This is a genomic window from Corynebacterium kutscheri (assembly GCF_000980835.1).
GTDB classification, from domain to species: domain Bacteria; phylum Actinomycetota; class Actinomycetes; order Mycobacteriales; family Mycobacteriaceae; genus Corynebacterium; species Corynebacterium kutscheri.
Genome location: NZ_CP011312.1, coordinates 770,454 through 788,831, shown reverse-complemented (window position 1 = coordinate 788,831; position 18,378 = coordinate 770,454). Strand labels below are relative to the sequence as shown.

Genomic DNA, 18,378 nt, shown 5'->3' with positions numbered 1-18,378 from the left:
CTAGGCGATCTGCTTTACCTCAAATTCTGATGCTGGATGTGCAAAGGCTTCCTGCGTTTCCACTAGTAAAAGTTCTCGGCTATTAGAAACCACAGTGTTTTTAATAAGCGCAAAAATACTTGATGCGGTTTTAGCCAATGCATCTGCAGCATCAAATTCACGAATATAATGTCCATTAAATAATGCTGCAGTCACATCACCAGAACCATTGCGTTTAGCCGCTAAATATGGAGTCTGTACCAGCCATGCACCCTTATCATTGACTGCCATCATCTCAATGGTATGAGGGTCGCGATCATCGCGTAGCACCGATGTCACTAAGATGGTGTGTGGGCCAATCTTTTGTGCTGCTTCACAGGCTTTAAGCGTCGAGGAAATATCATTGCACTCTACGCCAGTTAAAAAGCCAAGCTCGAATTGGTTTGGAGTAATAATATCTGCCACTGGCACTACTTTTTCACGCAGCAATGGTGGAATATCTTCATGAACAAAACAACCTGATTTGGCATTACCCATCACCGGATCGCAGGAATAAACAGCATTCGGGTTTTCTGCTTTCACCCGAGCAACAGTCTCAATAATCACATCAGCGATATCTGCACCACCCTGATAACCAGATATAATCGCATCAACTTTTGCTAATGCGCCACGGTTTTCCAAACCATCAACAATGCTACGCACCTGAGTAGCTGGGATAAGCTGTCCGCCCCAATCACCATAACCTGTGTGATTAGAAAAATTCACTGTGTGTACTGGCCACACCTCATGGCCAATACGTTGCAGCGGAAAAACAGCAGCAGAATTACCGACGTGCCCATAAGAAACATGCGACTGGATAGAAAGAATATTCATAGTTTCCTATTGTGCGCATCTAATAAGGAAACTACAAACTTATATTTTTTTAGTATTACTGGGATTCTTCTGAATCAATAATGTCTATCAAAACGCTATTCACCCGTAACCGGCCACGACGATCCCTACCGCCTTCAGTATGCAACCGCAGCCCATGAGCTTCTATTGTTGAGCCAGGTAAAGGTACTCGTCCCATCTCAAATGCAAGGAAACCGCCCACAGTATCTACCTGGTCAGTTATTTCTTCGCTAAGATCGAGTTCAAAATCATAATTTTCTCTTAAAAACTCCGCTAGCTCTTCTAAACTCAATCGAGAGACTACTCGGACAAGAAAATCTTCACCACTAAGTACTTTAATTGGTGCGACTTCGCGTTCATCATATTCGTCAGCTATTTCACCAACGATTTCTTCGATAATATCCTCAATAGAAATAAGACCCGCAATTCCACCATATTCATCAACCAACATAGCAATATGATTACGATCGCTTTGCATTTCGTGTAGCAATGCATCCAAATTTTTACTATCTGGGACGAAGGTGGGCTTGCGCATAATCTCATCTACCAATACACTCCTACCACCATCAGTAGAGTAATAAGTCTGCTGCACGAGGTCTTTTAGATAGACAACACCCAAAATATCATCGACTGTTTCACCAATCACTGGCACCCGAGAATGCCCGGAACGTACCAGTAGACTTGTTGCTTGCCCAGCTGTTTTTCCAGATTCAATCCATACCATCTCCGGGCGTGGAACCATTACCGAACGCGCTGTAGTTGAAGCCAGATCAAATACCGATTGGATCATTCGACGCTCTTCGACTTCTACTACGCCATGCTCTTGGGCGATATCAACCATCTCGCGTAATTCCACTTCCGTAGAATAAGGTCCATCACGAAATCCAGCCCCCGGCGCGATAACATTGCCGAAGCGGATAAGCAGTTTGGTTATCGGGCCAAGTACTTTAGCGACAGCATTCAATATCATCGCAGAACCCAAAGAAACCGTATAAGGATTTTTTCGCCCCACTGTGCGTGAAAATACCCCGATGACCGCAAAAGACATTAATGCAACCGCCACAATGGCAGTGATAATAGCGGTAATCAAGGAGGTATCCATAAGCTCAGAAGCAAGGACTGCTCCGCAGGCTGCTGCCGTGGCATCAAGGAAAGTACGCCCTAATACCAATAGGTTGATATGTTCGGCGCGACGATCTAGTACTCGTAAAAGTGAACGAGCGGCACGAGTTTCTTCTTCTTTTACAATTTGTTCTACTCGTGCCCGAGACATGAGCGTAACGGCTGCCTCGATCGAACCGAGTAAACCAGAAAACAATAGGGCGAGAATAACAATTGCGCCCAAAAGAAAAGGATTAATCATTCCCATCCATCATGCGTTGGTCAAGCTCAGCACGCTGAGCAGCTGTAGGAAATGCACCTGGGCCATCAGGTTTAGGTTGATATTCTACGTTACGACGGGTGCAATCTGCATACCAATCCCGCAATAGTTCATTTTGCAGCGCGAACATCTCTTGCTCTTGCTCTGGCTCAATGTGGTCATAACCTAAAAGATGCAAACATCCGTGCGTCGTTAACAAAGCCAGCTCATGTCCCAGCCCATGGCCGGCTTTTTGAGCCTGCTTTTCGGCAAACTCAGGACACAGAATAATATCCCCAAGAATCGAAGGTGATAACGCAACAGCATCAGGACGGCCAACCATACCTGGTGTGAGTTCGTCCATAGGAAAACTCATAACATCGGTTGGTCCTTCCAAATCCATCCATCGCACATGTAAATCGCTCATCGTGGGGATATCCACAATAGAAAGGGTTACCTCAACATCAGGATGAATATCCATCTCGCCTAAAACGAAACGAGCAACATCGATAAGCGCTTCTTCATTGATGCTGGCAATGCCGGACTCATTGATAACCTCAATGCTCACTGATTCTTCTCCTCGTAGTGGTCATACGCTTCAACGATTCTGCCAACCAATTGATGTCGCACCACATCTTCGCTGCTTAGCTCGCTAAAATGAACCCCTTCGACGCCACGCAAAATGTGACGTACTAACCGTAACCCAGATTTTTGCCCACCAGGTAAATCCACCTGAGTAATATCGCCAGTTACCACCATTTTCGAACCAAAGCCCAATCGGGTCAAAAACATTTTCATCTGCGCAGCAGTCGTATTCTGGGCTTCATCAAGAATCACGAAGGCATCATTAAGCGTTCGGCCACGCATATAGGCCAAGGGGGCAACTTCTACGATTCCCGCTTCCATAAGTTTTGGAATAACCTCTGGATCAACCATATCGCGCAAGGCATCATGCAACGGGCGCAGATAAGGATCAATCTTGTCATTAAGAGTTCCTGGTAAAAATCCCAGTTTCTCACCAGCTTCAACCGCAGGACGGGTTAAAATAATGCGACTGACCTGCTTTAATTGTAATGCTTGTACTGCTTTAGCCATAGCTAAATAGGTTTTACCAGAACCAGCCGGGCCTAATCCAAAAGTAATGGTGTTTTCATCAATAGCATCCACGTACTCTTTTTGCCCATATGTTTTAGGCCGCACCGCTTTACCACGGCGTACTAGGATATCGCTAGCTAGTGCCTTTGCAACACTCATTGGCGCTTCCGCGGTAACCATTGTAATCGCGTGTTTTACACTATCAGCGCTAATCACATGGCCACGTCGGGCAAGAGATTGTAATTCTTTGAGTACTTTTACAGCTCTAGCAATCTCGTGATCTTTACCTGTCAAGGTCACTTGCGTGCCGCGAACAAAAATATCGCAGTCAAGCTGATTTTCTAAAACCTTAAGATTTTCATCATTAATGCCCAATACGGTCTGGGAGTGCATTGGATCCAGATCGACGGTTCTGCTCAGAGTGGTCAAGATGTCCTTATCTTTCGTTGTCACTAACATGCGAGTCTACCAACGCGAAGTCAAAACTCCGAGTGCGGAAAGCGCAACCATTCCGGCGCTTGCCGTACGTACTACCTCTTTACCAAGGTGTACCGCGTGTGCACCAACGGCACTAAAACGCGCTAATTCTTTATCACTGATCCCGCCTTCTGGACCAATAATCAAGACTATATCTTTGACTTGAAAGTCAAGCTCCTTAAGCGATACCCTGGCGTTTTCATGCAACACCACCGCTAAATCCGCCTGGGTAATCCTGTTTTCAACCTCTGCGGTGGTAGCTAATTCGGCAATGATTGGCACACGTACCCTACGTGATTGCTTTGCCGCTGAGATCGCCGCATTCTCCCACTTCATACGGCCTTTAATGGCTTTGTTGCCCACCCACTGTGCAATGCAGCGTTCAGCGGCCCACGGAATAATCTCATCCACACCAGCTTGGGTCATTAAATCTACGGCCAGTTCGCTTCGCTCAGACTTTGGCAGCGCCTGGATAATACTTACCCTGGGAGTAGGCACTGGCTCTTGATGTTGTTCGATAACCTGTGCCACCAGTTGATCCTTACCACTGGTAGAAAGTACCTGGCTACGCGCCCGCACGCCGTATCCGTCGATAAGTTCAATAAATTCACCAGGTTGGATACGTTTCACGCTCACCGCATGTTTTCCCTCGCTGCCGGACAACATAACGTTTTGTCCGGTCTCGGGAATATCAGAGGCAATGAAAACAGGAAGAGACATAATTTCGCTTTGGCTTATCGACGGAATTTATTACGGATTCGATGGAATAAATTGTTATCACTTCCATCTGCACGCTGCACCGTGGTGGTTTCATTGCTTGCACTGCGTAGCTGCTCAAAAAGTGACTTAGTTTTATCATCTAAGTTACGCGGAATCTGCACATCAACGTGCGCAATCATGTCACCATGACCATCTTTGCGCAGCAGCGGCATACCTTCTCCTGGGATGTGTATCTGATCACCTGGTTGTGTACCAGCTGGAACTGTCACCGAAATAGCTTCGCCGCCTAGACCATCAACACTAAACTCTCCGCCTAGTGCGGCATCATAAACCGGCACGGAAACACTAAAGGAAAGGTCATCATTTTCCCGAGTGAAAACAGAGTGTTCTTCGGTAATCACCTCAATATAAAGATCACCTGCTGGCCCACCGCCACGTCCGATCTCGCCTTGTCCAGCCATACGGATACGCATACCATCAGAAATTCCTGCCGGAACATTTACTACTAAACTGCGACGTTCTTGTACTCGAGCATCCCCGCCACAAGTAGAACAAGGATCTTCGATAATTTCACCGGTTCCCTGGCAATATGGACATGGGCTAGTAGTCATAATATTGCCTAAGAAGGAACGTTGCATTTGCTGTACCTCACCAGCACCACCACAGTGCGAACAGGTTACTGGCTTGGCCTGGGTTTTAGAACCAGTTCCGGAACAAGTTGAGCACAATACTGCAGTATCGAATTCAATATCTTTCTTAGCCCCTGAGTAAGCATCTTCTAAAGTAATCTGAATACGAAGAAGTGCATCATTGCCAGGTTGAACACGAGAACGCGCAGCACGACCAGTTCCGGAAGCACCAAAGAAAGTCTCAAAAATATCTCCGAAACCGCCACTAAATCCGCCAGGGAATCCCCCACCATAGCCTGCACCACCTGGTGCCATAGGGTCTCCGCCGGCATCAACAATACGACGTTTTTCTGGATCTAGGAGAACCTCCTGAGCAATAGAAATCTCACTAAATTTCTCTGCTGCTTCCTCAGTATCATTAACATCGGGATGGTATTTACGAGCAAGTTTACGATAAGCCTTCTTAATATCATTATCGCTTGCATCGCGTTCTACGCCAAGGATGCCGTAATAGTCTCGTGCCACGAGAAGATCACTAGCCTTTCTTCATAAAGTAAGTCTCATTATGGGTTTTAAGAATAATCAAAACACACAGTCTAGCGTTTTCAGTCAAGCGCTTCATCTTGGTTGACGTTATGTTCGCTCTTAGCTTCCAAGTACGCGACTGACATATTGTGCAACGGCAGCAACCTTAGAAATTGTTCCCGAATAATCCATATGAGTAGGCCCGACAACTCCTAGTCCACCTAAGGTCACTCCTGGTTGACCATAACCGGCGGCTACCACAGAAGCTGAATGAAGATCTTGTTCTTCGTTTTCTTCTCCAATAAGTACGCTAACATGATCTAAATCTTGCACATTAGCTAATAGTTTTAACATAACTACCTGCTGTTCTAAGGCTTCTAATACCTGTGGCAGCCCCTTAGGGAAGTCACGAGCAATACGAGTAAGATTAGATGCCCCCACAAGAATTAAACGATCATTTGGTTGTTCTACCAGTGTCTCTATAAGTACGGTTGCACATCGCAATACGTGAACCCGAATATCTGCATCTACTGCATGGCCTTCAACACTTCCGATATCGGCTAACTCAGCGATCGACACACTGGCGTCGGTAAGTGTCTTACCTACTAAAGAACGATTAAGAACATCGCGTAGTTTTAGTACCTGTTCTGGTTCACATAACTCAGTAAGTTCTACATTTCTTTGCTCCACCCGGCCGGAATCAGTAATAAGCACCAAAAGTAGCCGCACCGGTGAAAGTAAAACCACCTCACAGTATTTTACTGTAGTGACATTAAGATTGGGTAACTGTACAACCGCAGCTTGGCGAGTAAGTTGGGCTAAAAGTTGTACGCTTCGGCGTAGCACATCTTCTAAATCAACCCCACCTTCCAAAAAGCTAAGGATTGCACTGCGTTCAGCTTGGGAAAGGGGCTTGACCTCATCAAGTGAATCAACAAAAGTTCGGTAGGCTTTTTGGGTAGGAATACGTCCAGAACTAGCATGTTGCTGAGTGATATAACCATCCGATTCTAATACCACCATATCGTTTCGGATAGTCGCCGAACTGACATTGAGTTGATGACGCTCCAATAAGGCTTTTGATCCCACTGGCTCATGGGACGCAATATAATCTGCAACAATTGCACGCAATACTTTTTGCCGGCGTTGCTCTGCTTGTCCTGCCATCCTCTTTTCCTCCCTACGCGTCCAGATCCTCAGCGACAAGAATATCGGTAATAATACCGTCGGCAAGCAAGCGTCCCTGCTCGCTTAAAAACACCTGGTGATTATCACGGCACAATAATCCGCGTCCTATATAGTGCTCAATTATTTTCAAACCAGCAGGTTGAAATATATCTAAACGTAGCCCTTGTTTTAATCGCAGCCCCAGCATCACTTGTTCTTCGTGGCGTTCTAGCGAGCTTAGTTTTTCTGATTCTTTAATGGGCAATTGTTCTTTGGCTAGTTGTTGAGCATAAGTAACCGGATGTTTTACATTAAAAAAACGAGTATCGCCCATATGCGAATGTGCCCCAGGGCCGGCTCCCCACCAGTCACCGTCAAGCCAATACCCTAAATTATGACGGCATTCTCCGCCAGGTTTTGACCAATTAGATACTTCATACCATTCAAAACCAGCCTCGCGAAGCCACTGGTCAATAAGGTGATAACGATCAGCAAGTAGATCATCGCCAGATTCTTTTAACTCGCCAACACGTACTTTTCGTGCCATACGAGTACCTTGTTCGACGATAAGTGAATAAGCACTAACATGATCGACACCGGTTTCTATTACCCGATCAAGTGTCATACGCACATCATCATCTGTTTCCGTTGGCGTGCCATAAATCATATCTAGATTCACATGTGCAAAACCAACCGACAAAGCCTCTTGCGCCGCCGCGAAGGCTCGCCCTGGAGTATGGGCACGCTCTAATATTTGCAATACATGTGGCGCCGCAGACTGCATCCCTAAGGAAATACGGGTATAACCAGCCTCTAATAACTCAGAGAAAAACTCTGGGGAGGTAGACTCCGGGTTCGACTCGGTGGTGATCTCTGCGTGAGAAGCAATTCCCGTGGTGTTTCTAATTGCAGTTAAAATTCGAGACAATCCTTGACTACCAAGCATGCTCGGTGTTCCGCCACCAATAAAAATTGTTTCAGCTACCCGAGTATCGCCCTGTTCTTCCCGAAGTTGAGCAGCTAATTCTAATTCCTTTTCTAAAGCTACTAAATAACTTTCTGGGCTAGCAGCACTACCTAATTCTCCGGGAGTGTAGGTATTGAAATCACAATAACCACAACGCGAAGCACAAAACGGGACATGAACGTAGACACCAAATGTTTCCATATGAAGTCTTATTATAAGGACATCAATCCTTAAGTTACGATCATGGCTTGTTATAAAGCATGATCTTCTCAAATTTTAGGAAGCATCCGTAGCGTGCTGTTTACGTTTGGTAATAACTCGCGCCACAATCGCATCAATGCGAACACGCTCATTAAGAAAAGATGGAGGATTATTACCGCGCATAGTACGAGCAAATGCTGGATGTTCCCAAGCCACAGCTTCCAACCAAGCATATGCTGCCGAGGTTACTGCTTCAGAAACACGCGAGAAAAGTACTGGCAAAGATAAGGTACCAATTTCTCTGGCTGCCCGTTCGGTATCCGCAAGCACCCATTCCACAATATGGGAAAGATACTCCCCCATCAGTTCTGTGCGTGATTCAAGCGCCATAGTCAACTCACCAACCATAACTGGTGATTGTTGGATTGGAAACCGAGTGCGTAAATCTTCTGCTCGAATAACTACCGGGCGCGCTACCGTTTTGGTAGTAAGCATACCTATGGAAATAGTGCCAGAAGCAATACCAGAGGTTAGTGCTTGTCGCAGGCCAATAAGTTCAGTAATAACAATGCGGGCATCTCGACGAGCATCGTCAATAATTTCAGTAAACTCTGCTAAACAATCCTCAACAAGCTCGCCATCCCAATCGGCAATTGCCTCGGCCAAATTTTCAATGTAGGTCGCTACTTCATCGCCGATATTAAATACTTCTTGGGTAAGTTCCCGATGCCGAAGCGTTGCATCTGCTACCCGCATACGGTTCTACCCCCTTGAAGATTCATCCTGCATAGCCTGCCAATAACAAAGATAAGTTCGCTAAAACTTATCCGTTCTCACGAATGAAAACTCTAAAGGAGTAAACGAGACTTTTGCTGTTGGCGCGCCGTAAAACTATCGGTTCCACAAACATCTATCGTCGTACTCAATAATGCTGCCAGCTCAATAAGTCGTGTTAAAAATAGAAAAATCCTGCTAAAGAGTTTTTACTCAGCAGGATTTTCTATTTGCTAGCTAGTTCAATGATTTTTAGCGTCGGTAAAGCCGATCAATTTCTGCTGCGTAGCGACGAGCCACCACATTTCTTTTGACCTTCATCGTTGGGGTAAGCTCATCGGCTCCCTCAGTAAGATCTTTATCTAAAATGTAGAATTTTTTAATCGCCTCAGCATGTGAAACCATTGAGTTAGTTGCGTTAATTGCATCCTGGATTTCTGCTCGAAGTACTGGATCAGTAGCTAATTCTTTCACCCCACGTGATTCAGGGATATTGTGATTAAGCTTCCATCGTTTTAATGCATCCTCGTCCAAGGTAACCAACAAACCAACAAAAGGTTTACCATCGCCGACCACCATCGCCTGACTAATAAGTGGATGAGCACGCAAACTATCTTCTAATGGACCCGGGGACACATTTTTTCCACCAGCGGTAACAATAAGATCTTTCTTTCGACCCGTAATCACTAACTGGCCGCTATCAAGAATCTCACCTAAATCGCCGGTATTAAACCAGCCTTCTTCATCGAAGGCCGCTGCGGTAGCTTCTTCATTATTCCAATAACCATCAAAAACAATGCTGCCTTTAACAAGTATTTCTGAATCCTCATTAATCCGAATAGCCGTATCCCCTACCGGAACACCAACAGAACCAATGAGCTGATTCGTAAAATCAACCGTTGCCGCAGCCGTGGTTTCGGTAAGTCCATAACCTTCGTAAATAGGGGTACCAATACCTCTAAAGAAGTGCAATACATCATGACCGATAGCAGAACCACCAGAAATTGCGTAACGTACTTCGCCACCCATAGCCGCACGGATCTTTGAGTACACCAACTTGTCGAAAGTAGCATGACGCATCTTTAACAGTCGCGATGGACCCTGCGGGGTATCCATAGCGCGTGAATACTCATCAGCAACTTTTACTGCTTGATCGAAAAGTGCTGCCTTAACTGGTCCACCTTCAGCAGCATTAGCACGAGCACCATTTTTTACTTTTTCAAATACTCGCGGCACGCCCAAAATGAGATTTGGTCGTGCACGCTGGAATTCAACGCTAAGGGTAGAAAAATCTGACCAATGTGACTGTGCGGCACCAGAAAGTGCAATCGCCAATGACACTGCATGCGAAAGCACATGTGCCATAGGCAAAAATGTGAGCACTCGGTTGCCCGGCACCGCAATTCCACCAATTGGGTGAGTCAGCAAACCACGTACTTGGCTTAGCCAATTGCGATGTGTAAGCCGGCATCCTTTGGGCCGACCAGTAGTTCCAGAGGTATAAACCAAGGTGGCAAGATCATCGGCAACAACCGCGGCAATACGCTCATCGACTACCGAAGAATCCACCCCACGACCCTCAAATTTTAAAGTAGAAATCGCGGAAGAATTGATCTCCAAAATACGGCGTAATTTACTTGGCGAACTCTTTAGCTCTGCCTTACCGTCTTCGCCAAGAACCAGATGTGACATGAGGTCGGTATGATCACGAGTCTCAGTTATTGCAAAAACTGCCCCAGAGTCTTCAATGATCCATTCGATCTGTTTCAAAGAGCTAGAACCATAAATAGGAACTGATACCGCTCCTGCTGCCCAAATAGCAAAATCAAGTAGTGACCATTCGTATCGGGTCTCACTCAGTAACGCTACCCGGTCACCTTGTTGTACCCCAGCTGCAATAAAGCCCTTGGCTACTGCATATACCTCTTCAACAAATTCTGCACCAGTAACGTTAACCCATTCAAAGTTTTTTGGTCGGGTGTACATCACACCATATGGGCGTGCCTGCGCCACCGCTAGTAACTGGCTCAGACAGGTTTCGTTTTCTTTAATTTCAAAAGTCGCTCGACCGCTAATTTCTCGCACTTGAATATCCCCTTATATATTTTCTTGAGCTCTAGCATGTCATAAACTCCACATTTTTGGGCGAAGACACCGCTAAGGTGGCACAATGGCACGAGTGGGATACATAGATTCACTTCGCGAGCTTGCAGCCGCGCACAACGTGTCATGGTCATATACCGGTTTCGGTGGCACACAGATCGATGTTTCTGAAGATACGCTGGTCAAAACACTACGCGCCTTAGGAGTAGAGTTAGGCACCGCCGACATGCCTTCGGAAGAAGAAATCCGTCAAGCCATCGAAAAGCGTTACGCCGATGAGTTTAAACGACCGTTACCTCGCTGTATTGTTTCGGTACAGGGTCACGACTATATATTTCCAGTTCATGTTATCGATGGTGCACCCGCCGACATTGAGGTCACTCTCGAAGATGGGTCTGTTGTTGTCCCTGAACAAGTAGAAAATTGGACCGCACCACGTACATTCGACGGTGTGAGCTATGGTGAGGCCTCCTTCCGGTTACCAGCTGATCTCCCGCTTGGTTGGCATACTGTAACTTTGCGTTCCGAAGATCTCACCGCAAGTTGTTTCCTCATCGTTACCCCACAGCGCCTATCGACGACTGACCGACTGCTTAACAAGCCTGTTACTGGCGTTATGGCACAAATTTACTCGGTACGCTCCCAAAACTCATGGGGTATGGGCGATTTCAATGACCTCGGTCACCTTGCCGATACTGTGGCACGTACTGCTGGCGCAGATTTCTTATTAATTAATCCGATGCATGCAGCAGAACCATTCGCCCCCGTAGAGGATTCGCCGTATCTACCTACCACCCGTCGTTTTACTAATCCTATTTATATCCGTATCGAAGATATTCCAGAACTTTTAGCTCTTGATGAAGAAACTCAAGCCGATATCGAAGAGTTAGCTAACGAGTTCCGTGAACTTAATACTTCTGCGGATTATATTGAACGCAATCCTATTTACGAGGCGAAGCTTCAGGTACTACGAGAAATCTTTGCTTGTCAGCGTGAGCCAGCACGAGAACAAGACTTCCAAGACTATCTCGCTAATGAAGGTCAAGGTCTCTACGACTTTGCAACGTGGTGTGCTGAACAAGAAATTGAAGCACATCATCTTGCTGCCAGCCACTCTGTGTTGCCAGATAAAGCAGAGCTGGTTAACTTCTACATGTGGTTGCAATGGATTTGCGATCAACAGCTGGGAGCCGCTCAATCAGCCGCAATTGACGCAGGCATGCGCATCGGAATTATGGCTGACCTCGCAGTAGGTGTTCACCCAGGTGGTGCTGATGCCGCTACGCTTAAAAACGTGCTCGCACCACTTGCTTCAGTAGGTGCACCACCAGATAATTACAACCATCATGGTCAAGACTGGTCACAACCACCATGGCATCCTGAGTTACTTGCAGAACAAGGCTATATTCCATGGCGTGATCTGCTTCGCACTGTACTACGTCATTCTGGTGGTATTCGAGTAGACCACGTACTTGGTCTTTTCCGTTTATTCTGGATTCCACGCCTACAGCACCCATCAACGGGTACCTACGTCAATTTTGACCACGAGGCGTTGGTTGGAATTTTGGCGCTCGAAGCTGAGCGCGCCAATGCGGTCGTTATCGGTGAAGACCTAGGTACTTTCGAACCATGGGTTCAAGATTTCTTGGCTAGTCGTGGAATTATGGGTACGTCAATTGTCTGGTTTGAATCCTCACCACATGGTGGGCCTCGCCACCAACACGAATATCGTCCATTGGCATTAAGCTCGGTGAGTACTCATGATCTCCCACCAACTGCAGGTTATTTAGAGGGCGAACATATTGCTTTACGCGATCGCCTGGGTATCCTTACAACCGATGTAGAAACTGAAAACACCATTGATTTACAGTGGCAAGCAGAGATTCTTACCCGGGTAAAAGAAGAAGGTGGCTTCGAAGATAACGAGGTTGTCGATAATTTTTATGGTATTCCGCGAAACCAGCGTGGCGATACGGAAACACTCATTACAGCTTTGCACCGCTTCTTAGCCGGTACGCCAAGTGCTTTAACCTGTATGTCTTTAGTAGACATGGTTGGTGATAAGCGTGCCCAAAATCAACCCGGTACCACAAATGATCTCTATCCGAACTGGTGTGTACCACTTACTGATAGCACTGGTACGGCAATTACTATCGAACAATTAGCTGATAATCGCCTTTACCAAAAAGTAGCACAGGCCTCGCAACGGTAATTTCTACTGCAATTTTTACTGCGCCTGACTAGAAGAACTGGCGTCGATAAGCATAAGACTTATCGACGCCAGTTCTTATTTAAATTAAAGCAAAGAAATCAGCCACGCCACGAACACTAAAATCAATAGCAAATACAACGTTTGAGTCACTCTAGATTGTGGATAGCGACGCTTGTTTCTAGGCAGTTGCTGATCTTTTTTACGCAATTCCTCTGGGTTTGCCATCACCTATTCGCCTTCTCTTAAGTGGTGCTTACCCACCTTAGCGCCTATCTTGGAAAGATACACACTAATAGCATCAATGCTGCGCAGCCAACCGTAGGCTAAAAGCGCACACAATGGAATAACAAAAACAAGCATAATAGGTGCTTGCACCCATAAGGGGGAAGCGGTTAAAAACTGGCTAATCTCATCTAGAAATTCCGTCATTATTTATACGGCTCCGCTAAGGCCACGACGCTTTAATAAAGGTTCTACATCTTTTTCACGTCCGCGAAGATTTTCAAAAGCGGTTTTAAAATCATCTGCGCCACCTCGAGAGAGCACTAATTGTCTAAACCGCTCGCCTGCTCGTCGTACCGATACTTCATCGGCATAATCACCGGCTGCTTTGCTCGTGATAAACCAATCAAAACCATCTGCATCTAGTGCTTCGGCCCATAGATAGGAATAATATCCCGCAGAATAACCACCGGCAAAAATGTGATTGAAATAAGTCGAGCGGTACCTTGGCGCAATTCCGGGCACCGTTAAACCAGCATCTTCTAGAGCTTTGTGCTCAAAGCTTTCAATATCTGCTGGGGTAAGTAAATCTGCTTCTTCTACGCTCACAGTGTGCCAAGCCAGATCAATAATTGCCGCAGCTAAATATTCGCTGGTAGCAAAACCTTGTCCAAATTGGCGTGCCTTATTCATGGCAGAAACGAGCCGATCAGGAATAACCTCACCAGTAACTACGTGACGAGCGTAATTTTTTAATACCGTAGGTTCAAAAGCCCAGTTCTCATTGATCTGCGAGGGAAACTCAACATAATCGCGAGGCACATTAGTACCAGAGAAACTAGGATATCGGACCTGCGACAAGAGACCATGTAAACCATGCCCAAACTCATGGAATAAGGTACGTAATTGATCAATGCTCAATAGTGCATCACTACCATCAGCGGGTTTGGTAATCCCCATAACATTAACTACCACTGGTTTGGTAGCTAGTAGTTGTGATTGGCTAACAAACTCCGACATCCAAGCGCCACCGCGTTTTGATGGACGCGCATAGTAGTCAGTGATAAACAATCCTAAACCGCTACCATCTGCATCTTTTACTTCCCATACCTCAACATCATCGGCATAACCAGATAAATCTTTCCGCGCGCTAATGCTAATACCGTATAGCCTAGCCGCAGCAAAAAATACACCATCAACAAGTGCTTGACGCAGAGGAAAATATGCAGAAAGTTCATCCTCATCTAAATGAAAATCGCGAGCTCGAACCTGCGCTTCCCAATACGGCCAGTCGGCAGCACCAACAAGTGTTTCTTGATCACCTATCTGTTTACCACTCGTATCGGCAGCAAGTCGTGCAGCCTCACTGAGCAACTTATGTTCATTGCGTGCATTGGTAGCAGCCTGGGGACTAAGACTATAGAGTAAATCATGAACAGCCGCTACGCTTTCGGCAGTTTCTTCCTCAATAACATATTCAGCATGATTTTTATAACCAAGTAAGGCAGCTTTTTTCGCCCGTAGGCGAACAATTTCTAGCAGTACCTCAGGGTTGGACTTCATTCCTCGTGCTAAAGAAGCCTGATAGAGTTTCTCTCGCGATTGCTTGCTATGAAGGCTGGCTTGTTCATCTTGTACACTAGGTAACCCCAATGGCAAAACAAATCCACTTTGTCCATGTTGTTCTGCATCTTTAGCAGCAGAAGCAATTCGTTCTGCACTTAACCCAGCTAGTTCGTCTTTTGCTACAAAAATCACAGCCAGTTCACGAGTCTCAGCTAATAGGTTTCGGCCAAACTCATCGGCTAAAACTGATAAGCGAGCGTTAATTTCACTTAGTTGTTTCCGGTCATCATCGTTAAGCAATGCGCCATGGCGTGCAAATTGACGCATCCAGTGCTCATAAAGACGCTGCGACTCGCCATCATTTGGTATATCGACAGCCTTAAAGCGTGCTAATAATTCCTGATTAAGATAAATAGAATCCGAATGTTCGGAAAGCAGTGGCGCCACCCAGGCAGCAATCTCATTCATTTCTTCATTAGCATCAGTGCTATAAAGATTAAAAAACACTGCTGATACTCGAGCTAAATCTTGTCCCGATGCTTCCAACGCTTCAACTGTGTTACTCCAAGTAGGCGCAGCCTGACTGGTAGTAATCTGGATTATTTCTTCCTTATGACGCGCTAAAGCTTGTTCAAAGGCTGGCCGATAATGATCAATTGTGATTTCAGCAAAAGGTGGTAAATGATAAGGAAGTTCTGAGGAGTTAAGCAATGGGTTAGTCATGACTCTTCATAGTAGTTGCTAGAGTTTAACCATGTCTGAAAACTGGTCACAAGATTATGTCTTTAGTGCCACTGCTCGTTTTCAAGGTTCTGTCCGTGACAATGTCAGGCACTTCTCTGCTTTACCTTTTGCCACCTATCACGGCTTATATCCAGCTGAGCTTCTTAGCGATCCACACTCTGCTATTTCTAGTAGTAACACACTATGTCTGGATGTCACGACACCTATCAATACTCGTCCTGGTGCAGATTTACCAGTAATCGCTTTTATCCATGGCGGTGCTTATATTCAAGGTAATCGCGATGAACCCTGGTTTGATGCCACTGCGCTTGCTCAACAAGGCGTTATTGTGGTTTCTCTTTCTTATCGGCTCGGGATGGATGGTTTTGCTCGGTTTCCTCATGAAACTGCCCATCATTATCGTGGCATTGACGATTGTCAGTTAGGTTTAAGCTGGATCCAAAAACATATTGAAGAATTCGGTGGCGATCCCACAAATGTCACTCTTGCCGGACAATCTGCGGGAGCAGGAATTGTATTGTGGCTGTGCCGACGTGATCACTACCAGGGTATGTTCCGCAGAGCATGGGCAATGTCGCCTAGCTTTCCTCGCGTGCCTTTTGAAAAACGTAAATCCGCCTTAAGAACAATAGCAAGCACTGCAATTACTCCCAAGCAATTAAGCCGAATTGATAAAAAGAAACGAGAACGAATTAATTTCCGTTTTTGGCGATTATTTTTCTATGACTGTCCCTTTGGGCCAGCACCTTTTACTGCTCAAGAACTAGTAGATATTCCCATTATCGTCTCAGCAACAAGCCATGAGTTTTATCGTCATGATCATGCTGTGGCATTAGATAGGAATCGTTTAAGCAAACGATTCTTGCCTCGACTGGTCATCACAATGGCTGGTATTGCAAAGACCTACCAGCCACCGGAGCAACACTTTTTTGTTTCTTTTCTTAGCGATTCATTAATCCTGCGCTGGGTAACAGAAACTGTAGAACATGGACCAGAAAATCTATGGGCAATTCTGTATCAAGGAGATGATGAGCATCCGGCTGTGCATTGCTGTGATATTTCCTGGTTCTTTGGTAATCACGATACTTTGCTTACCCATCCACAGCGTCCTAGTGAAGTAGATATCAGTGCACCACAAGCCATGCGTGAAAATGTATTTACCACCGTGTTGGACTTCACCCGTGGTATTCAGCCATGGTGGCCTCGCTACCGGGAGAATAGATCTGTACTAAGCATTTCCACCCTAAGTGGTAACCGACATATTGTTACTGACCCGTGGCGACGAATACGAGAGGCCTTTTTGTGAGTAGCGATTTTATCTTGAGTGTACTCAATGGTTCATCACCATATACTCTGCATGGTTCAATTGATCTCGAATCCCTATTAGATCACGAGATCGTAGCTCTTTGTGGAGAACAAACCAACTCTTCTTACCGTATCGGCGATACACTGTGGAAAGTCTATGCCACCGCAATTCCTGGGCTTTCCCCAGAAGTTGAGCTAGGCCGGCATATTCATGCTTATACTGCTGAAGTTCTCGGTTGGATCAGTGATGACAGTCATACCCTTGCTGTTATTACTCGTTTTATCGATCACGCTGCCGATTGTTGGCGTATCGCGGATAACTTAACCAACAGTGAAATTACTCACCTGTGGCATGCAGTAGCAAGTGTGCATAAAGACCTTCATAATGCTTTCGGGGTAAAAGAGAAAGCTATCACTGCCATTGCAGCCAATTGGCGACAACGTTTCGACGACTTTACTACCCAACTACCTACATTAGAAAAATTCCGCGATAGTGCCCACCACGTTTATGACTACTGTGAGCGTAGCTTTAGCACCATTACTACCACCCGCATTCATGGTGACCTCCACCTTGGACAAATCCTAAAAAACGACACCGGCTTTTTCATCATTGACTTTGAAGGCGAACCTGGTGCTGCTAGTGCGCATCACTTCGATTCCCCACTACGTGATATTGCTGGGCTTATCCGTTCCTTTCACTACGCAGATATTAATGTGGCGATCCCTGACGTCGATAAGCCAGAACTACTTAACGCTTATCTTATTGATCGATTCCTTTATGAAGTCGTTTATGAACACAATCACCGCCCAGAATGGGTCACAAAAGCTATTAATAGCGGTCGTTTTATCCCAGCGCTCGCCGCAGCTTTTCCTGACCCAGTTGTTTAACCATCCATGGGCTAAATACAGATGGAGTAGCATCAACTGCTGCATACACAGCCTGTGGTGCTGCCCAAAAAAATGAGTCCACTTCAGTTGTTGCTGGATTAATCTCTTTGGTGTCTATTCGAGCAATAAATACCGGACACAGCTCATTTTCGACGATACCTCGTGAATCGGTAGCGTAATAACGAAAATCTGGCAACACCACATCAATATCGTGTAGTCGCGCGGGATCCACGCCAATTTCATGAGGAACTCTTCGTTTAAGCGCATCAATAGCGCGTTCCCCAGGTTGCAAATGCCCGCATGCAGAATTAGTCCACACACCCGGCCAAGTAAGTTTATGTAATGCGCGCCGGGTAATGAGCAGCTCGCCGTCTAAAGAGAGCACATAACAGGAGAAAGCAAGATGTAACGGGGTGTCACCAGTATGCACTAAATGCTTCGGTTGGGTGCCTACTGGATTCCCCTCATCATCAACAATAACGACGAGCTCTGTTGTCATGGCTACTAAGCCTAACTGGCGTAACTATCTTCCCAACAATCAGGCACCCACGAT

Annotated in this window: 17 protein-coding genes; 3 read left to right on the top strand and 14 right to left on the bottom strand. The window is 45.9% G+C overall.

Translation table 11 applies throughout. From position 1 onward, the window contains the following. The 10 genes from pdxY to UL82_RS03610 form a co-directional block, all read right to left on the bottom strand. Complete coding sequence (gene pdxY, locus UL82_RS03655; protein ID WP_046439062.1) at positions 1-852, bottom strand: pyridoxal kinase PdxY; 852 nt, start codon at positions 850-852, stop codon at positions 1-3. 55 nt (positions 853-907) lie between these two features. Next, positions 908-2,230: a hemolysin family protein gene (locus UL82_RS03650; RefSeq protein WP_046441147.1), complete on the bottom strand. Its 1,323-nt coding sequence runs from the start codon at positions 2,228-2,230 to the stop codon at positions 908-910. Continuing rightward, positions 2,226-2,798, bottom strand: coding sequence for an rRNA maturation RNase YbeY (gene ybeY / locus UL82_RS03645; RefSeq protein WP_046439061.1), 573 nt, complete (start codon positions 2,796-2,798; stop codon positions 2,226-2,228). The genes UL82_RS03650 and ybeY overlap by 5 nt, the downstream gene beginning before the upstream one ends. Next, positions 2,795-3,718 carry a PhoH family protein gene (locus UL82_RS03640; protein WP_395922901.1) on the bottom strand — a complete coding sequence of 308 codons (924 nt, stop codon included), beginning with the start codon at positions 3,716-3,718 and terminating at the stop codon, positions 2,795-2,797. The genes ybeY and UL82_RS03640 overlap by 4 nt, the downstream gene beginning before the upstream one ends. A 72-nt stretch (positions 3,719-3,790) precedes the next feature. Next, on the bottom strand, positions 3,791-4,522 hold the full coding sequence (locus tag UL82_RS03635) for a 16S rRNA (uracil(1498)-N(3))-methyltransferase (protein ID WP_046439059.1): 732 nt from the start codon (positions 4,520-4,522) through the stop codon (positions 3,791-3,793). A 14-nt stretch (positions 4,523-4,536) separates the two neighbouring features. Further along, the gene (gene dnaJ, locus UL82_RS03630) at positions 4,537-5,676 is read right to left on the bottom strand and encodes a molecular chaperone DnaJ (RefSeq protein ID WP_046439058.1); all 1,140 of its coding nucleotides are present in this window, start codon (positions 5,674-5,676) and stop codon (positions 4,537-4,539) included. Positions 5,677-5,796: 120 nt separating this feature from the next. Beyond that, a complete protein-coding gene (gene hrcA, locus UL82_RS03625; protein ID WP_046439057.1) occupies positions 5,797-6,843 on the bottom strand; it encodes a heat-inducible transcriptional repressor HrcA in 1,047 nt (348 codons plus the stop codon). A gap of 13 nt (positions 6,844-6,856) precedes the next feature. After that, positions 6,857-8,011 carry a radical SAM family heme chaperone HemW gene (gene hemW, locus UL82_RS03620; protein ID WP_046439056.1) on the bottom strand — a complete coding sequence of 385 codons (1,155 nt, stop codon included), beginning with the start codon at positions 8,009-8,011 and terminating at the stop codon, positions 6,857-6,859. A 75-nt stretch (positions 8,012-8,086) separates the two neighbouring features. Beyond that, on the bottom strand, positions 8,087-8,767 hold the full coding sequence (locus UL82_RS03615) for a hypothetical protein (protein ID WP_046439055.1): 681 nt from the start codon (positions 8,765-8,767) through the stop codon (positions 8,087-8,089). Between the two features lie 270 nt (positions 8,768-9,037). Beyond that, positions 9,038-10,870: an AMP-dependent synthetase/ligase gene (locus tag UL82_RS03610; RefSeq protein WP_046439054.1), complete on the bottom strand. Its 1,833-nt coding sequence runs from the start codon at positions 10,868-10,870 to the stop codon at positions 9,038-9,040. 94 nt (positions 10,871-10,964) lie between these two features. Between UL82_RS03610 and malQ the strand changes: the two genes are divergently transcribed. Continuing rightward, entirely contained in the window at positions 10,965-13,100 is a 2,136-nt protein-coding gene (gene malQ / locus UL82_RS03605; protein ID WP_083966502.1) for a 4-alpha-glucanotransferase, read from the top strand. A gap of 84 nt (positions 13,101-13,184) precedes the next feature. On the opposite strand, the gene UL82_RS11225 is transcribed toward malQ, so the two are convergent. Genes UL82_RS11225 through UL82_RS03590 form a run of 3 tightly spaced genes read right to left on the bottom strand, consistent with a single transcriptional unit; the run spans position 13,185 to position 15,611 of the window. Further along, positions 13,185-13,325 (bottom strand): hypothetical protein, encoded by a 141-nt coding sequence (locus tag UL82_RS11225; RefSeq protein WP_046441146.1) that lies wholly within the window; start codon positions 13,323-13,325, stop codon positions 13,185-13,187. 3 nt (positions 13,326-13,328) lie between these two features. Continuing rightward, positions 13,329-13,529 carry a hypothetical protein gene (locus UL82_RS03595; RefSeq protein ID WP_046439052.1) on the bottom strand — a complete coding sequence of 67 codons (201 nt, stop codon included), beginning with the start codon at positions 13,527-13,529 and terminating at the stop codon, positions 13,329-13,331. Between the two features lie 3 nt (positions 13,530-13,532). Next, complete coding sequence (locus tag UL82_RS03590) at positions 13,533-15,611, bottom strand: M3 family metallopeptidase (protein ID WP_046439051.1); 2,079 nt, start codon at positions 15,609-15,611, stop codon at positions 13,533-13,535. A gap of 31 nt (positions 15,612-15,642) precedes the next feature. Between UL82_RS03590 and UL82_RS03585 the strand changes: the two genes are divergently transcribed. After that, positions 15,643-16,938 (top strand): carboxylesterase family protein, encoded by a 1,296-nt coding sequence (locus tag UL82_RS03585; RefSeq protein WP_052735856.1) that lies wholly within the window; start codon positions 15,643-15,645, stop codon positions 16,936-16,938. Beyond that, complete coding sequence (locus tag UL82_RS03580) at positions 16,935-17,825, top strand: phosphotransferase (RefSeq protein ID WP_046439050.1); 891 nt, start codon at positions 16,935-16,937, stop codon at positions 17,823-17,825. Before UL82_RS03585 ends, UL82_RS03580 begins: the two co-directional genes overlap by 4 nt. On the opposite strand, the gene idi is transcribed toward UL82_RS03580, so the two are convergent. After that, positions 17,782-18,324 carry an isopentenyl-diphosphate Delta-isomerase gene (gene idi, locus UL82_RS03575; protein WP_046439049.1) on the bottom strand — a complete coding sequence of 181 codons (543 nt, stop codon included), beginning with the start codon at positions 18,322-18,324 and terminating at the stop codon, positions 17,782-17,784. The two genes, UL82_RS03580 and idi, sit on opposite strands and share 44 nt — an antisense overlap. Between the last annotated feature and the right edge of the window lie 54 nt (positions 18,325-18,378).

Coding starts and splice junctions, on each gene's coding strand:
- hrcA (WP_046439057.1), bottom strand. CDS start 6,843: ATGGCAGGACAAGCAGAGCAACGCCGGCAAAAAGTATTGCGTGCAATT.
- UL82_RS03640 (WP_395922901.1), bottom strand. CDS start 3,718: ATGCACTCCCAGACCGTATTGGGCATTAATGATGAAAATCTTAAGGTT.
- UL82_RS03635 (WP_046439059.1), bottom strand. CDS start 4,522: ATGTCTCTTCCTGTTTTCATTGCCTCTGATATTCCCGAGACCGGACAA.
- UL82_RS03615 (WP_046439055.1), bottom strand. CDS start 8,767: ATGCGGGTAGCAGATGCAACGCTTCGGCATCGGGAACTTACCCAAGAA.
- idi (WP_046439049.1), bottom strand. CDS start 18,324: ATGACAACAGAGCTCGTCGTTATTGTTGATGATGAGGGGAATCCAGTA.
- hemW (WP_046439056.1), bottom strand. CDS start 8,011: ATGGAAACATTTGGTGTCTACGTTCATGTCCCGTTTTGTGCTTCGCGT.
- UL82_RS03595 (WP_046439052.1), bottom strand. CDS start 13,529: ATGACGGAATTTCTAGATGAGATTAGCCAGTTTTTAACCGCTTCCCCC.
- UL82_RS11225 (WP_046441146.1), bottom strand. CDS start 13,325: ATGGCAAACCCAGAGGAATTGCGTAAAAAAGATCAGCAACTGCCTAGA.
- UL82_RS03585 (WP_052735856.1), top strand. CDS start 15,643: ATGTCTGAAAACTGGTCACAAGATTATGTCTTTAGTGCCACTGCTCGT.
- pdxY (WP_046439062.1), bottom strand. CDS start 852: ATGAATATTCTTTCTATCCAGTCGCATGTTTCTTATGGGCACGTCGGT.
- UL82_RS03590 (WP_046439051.1), bottom strand. CDS start 15,611: ATGACTAACCCATTGCTTAACTCCTCAGAACTTCCTTATCATTTACCA.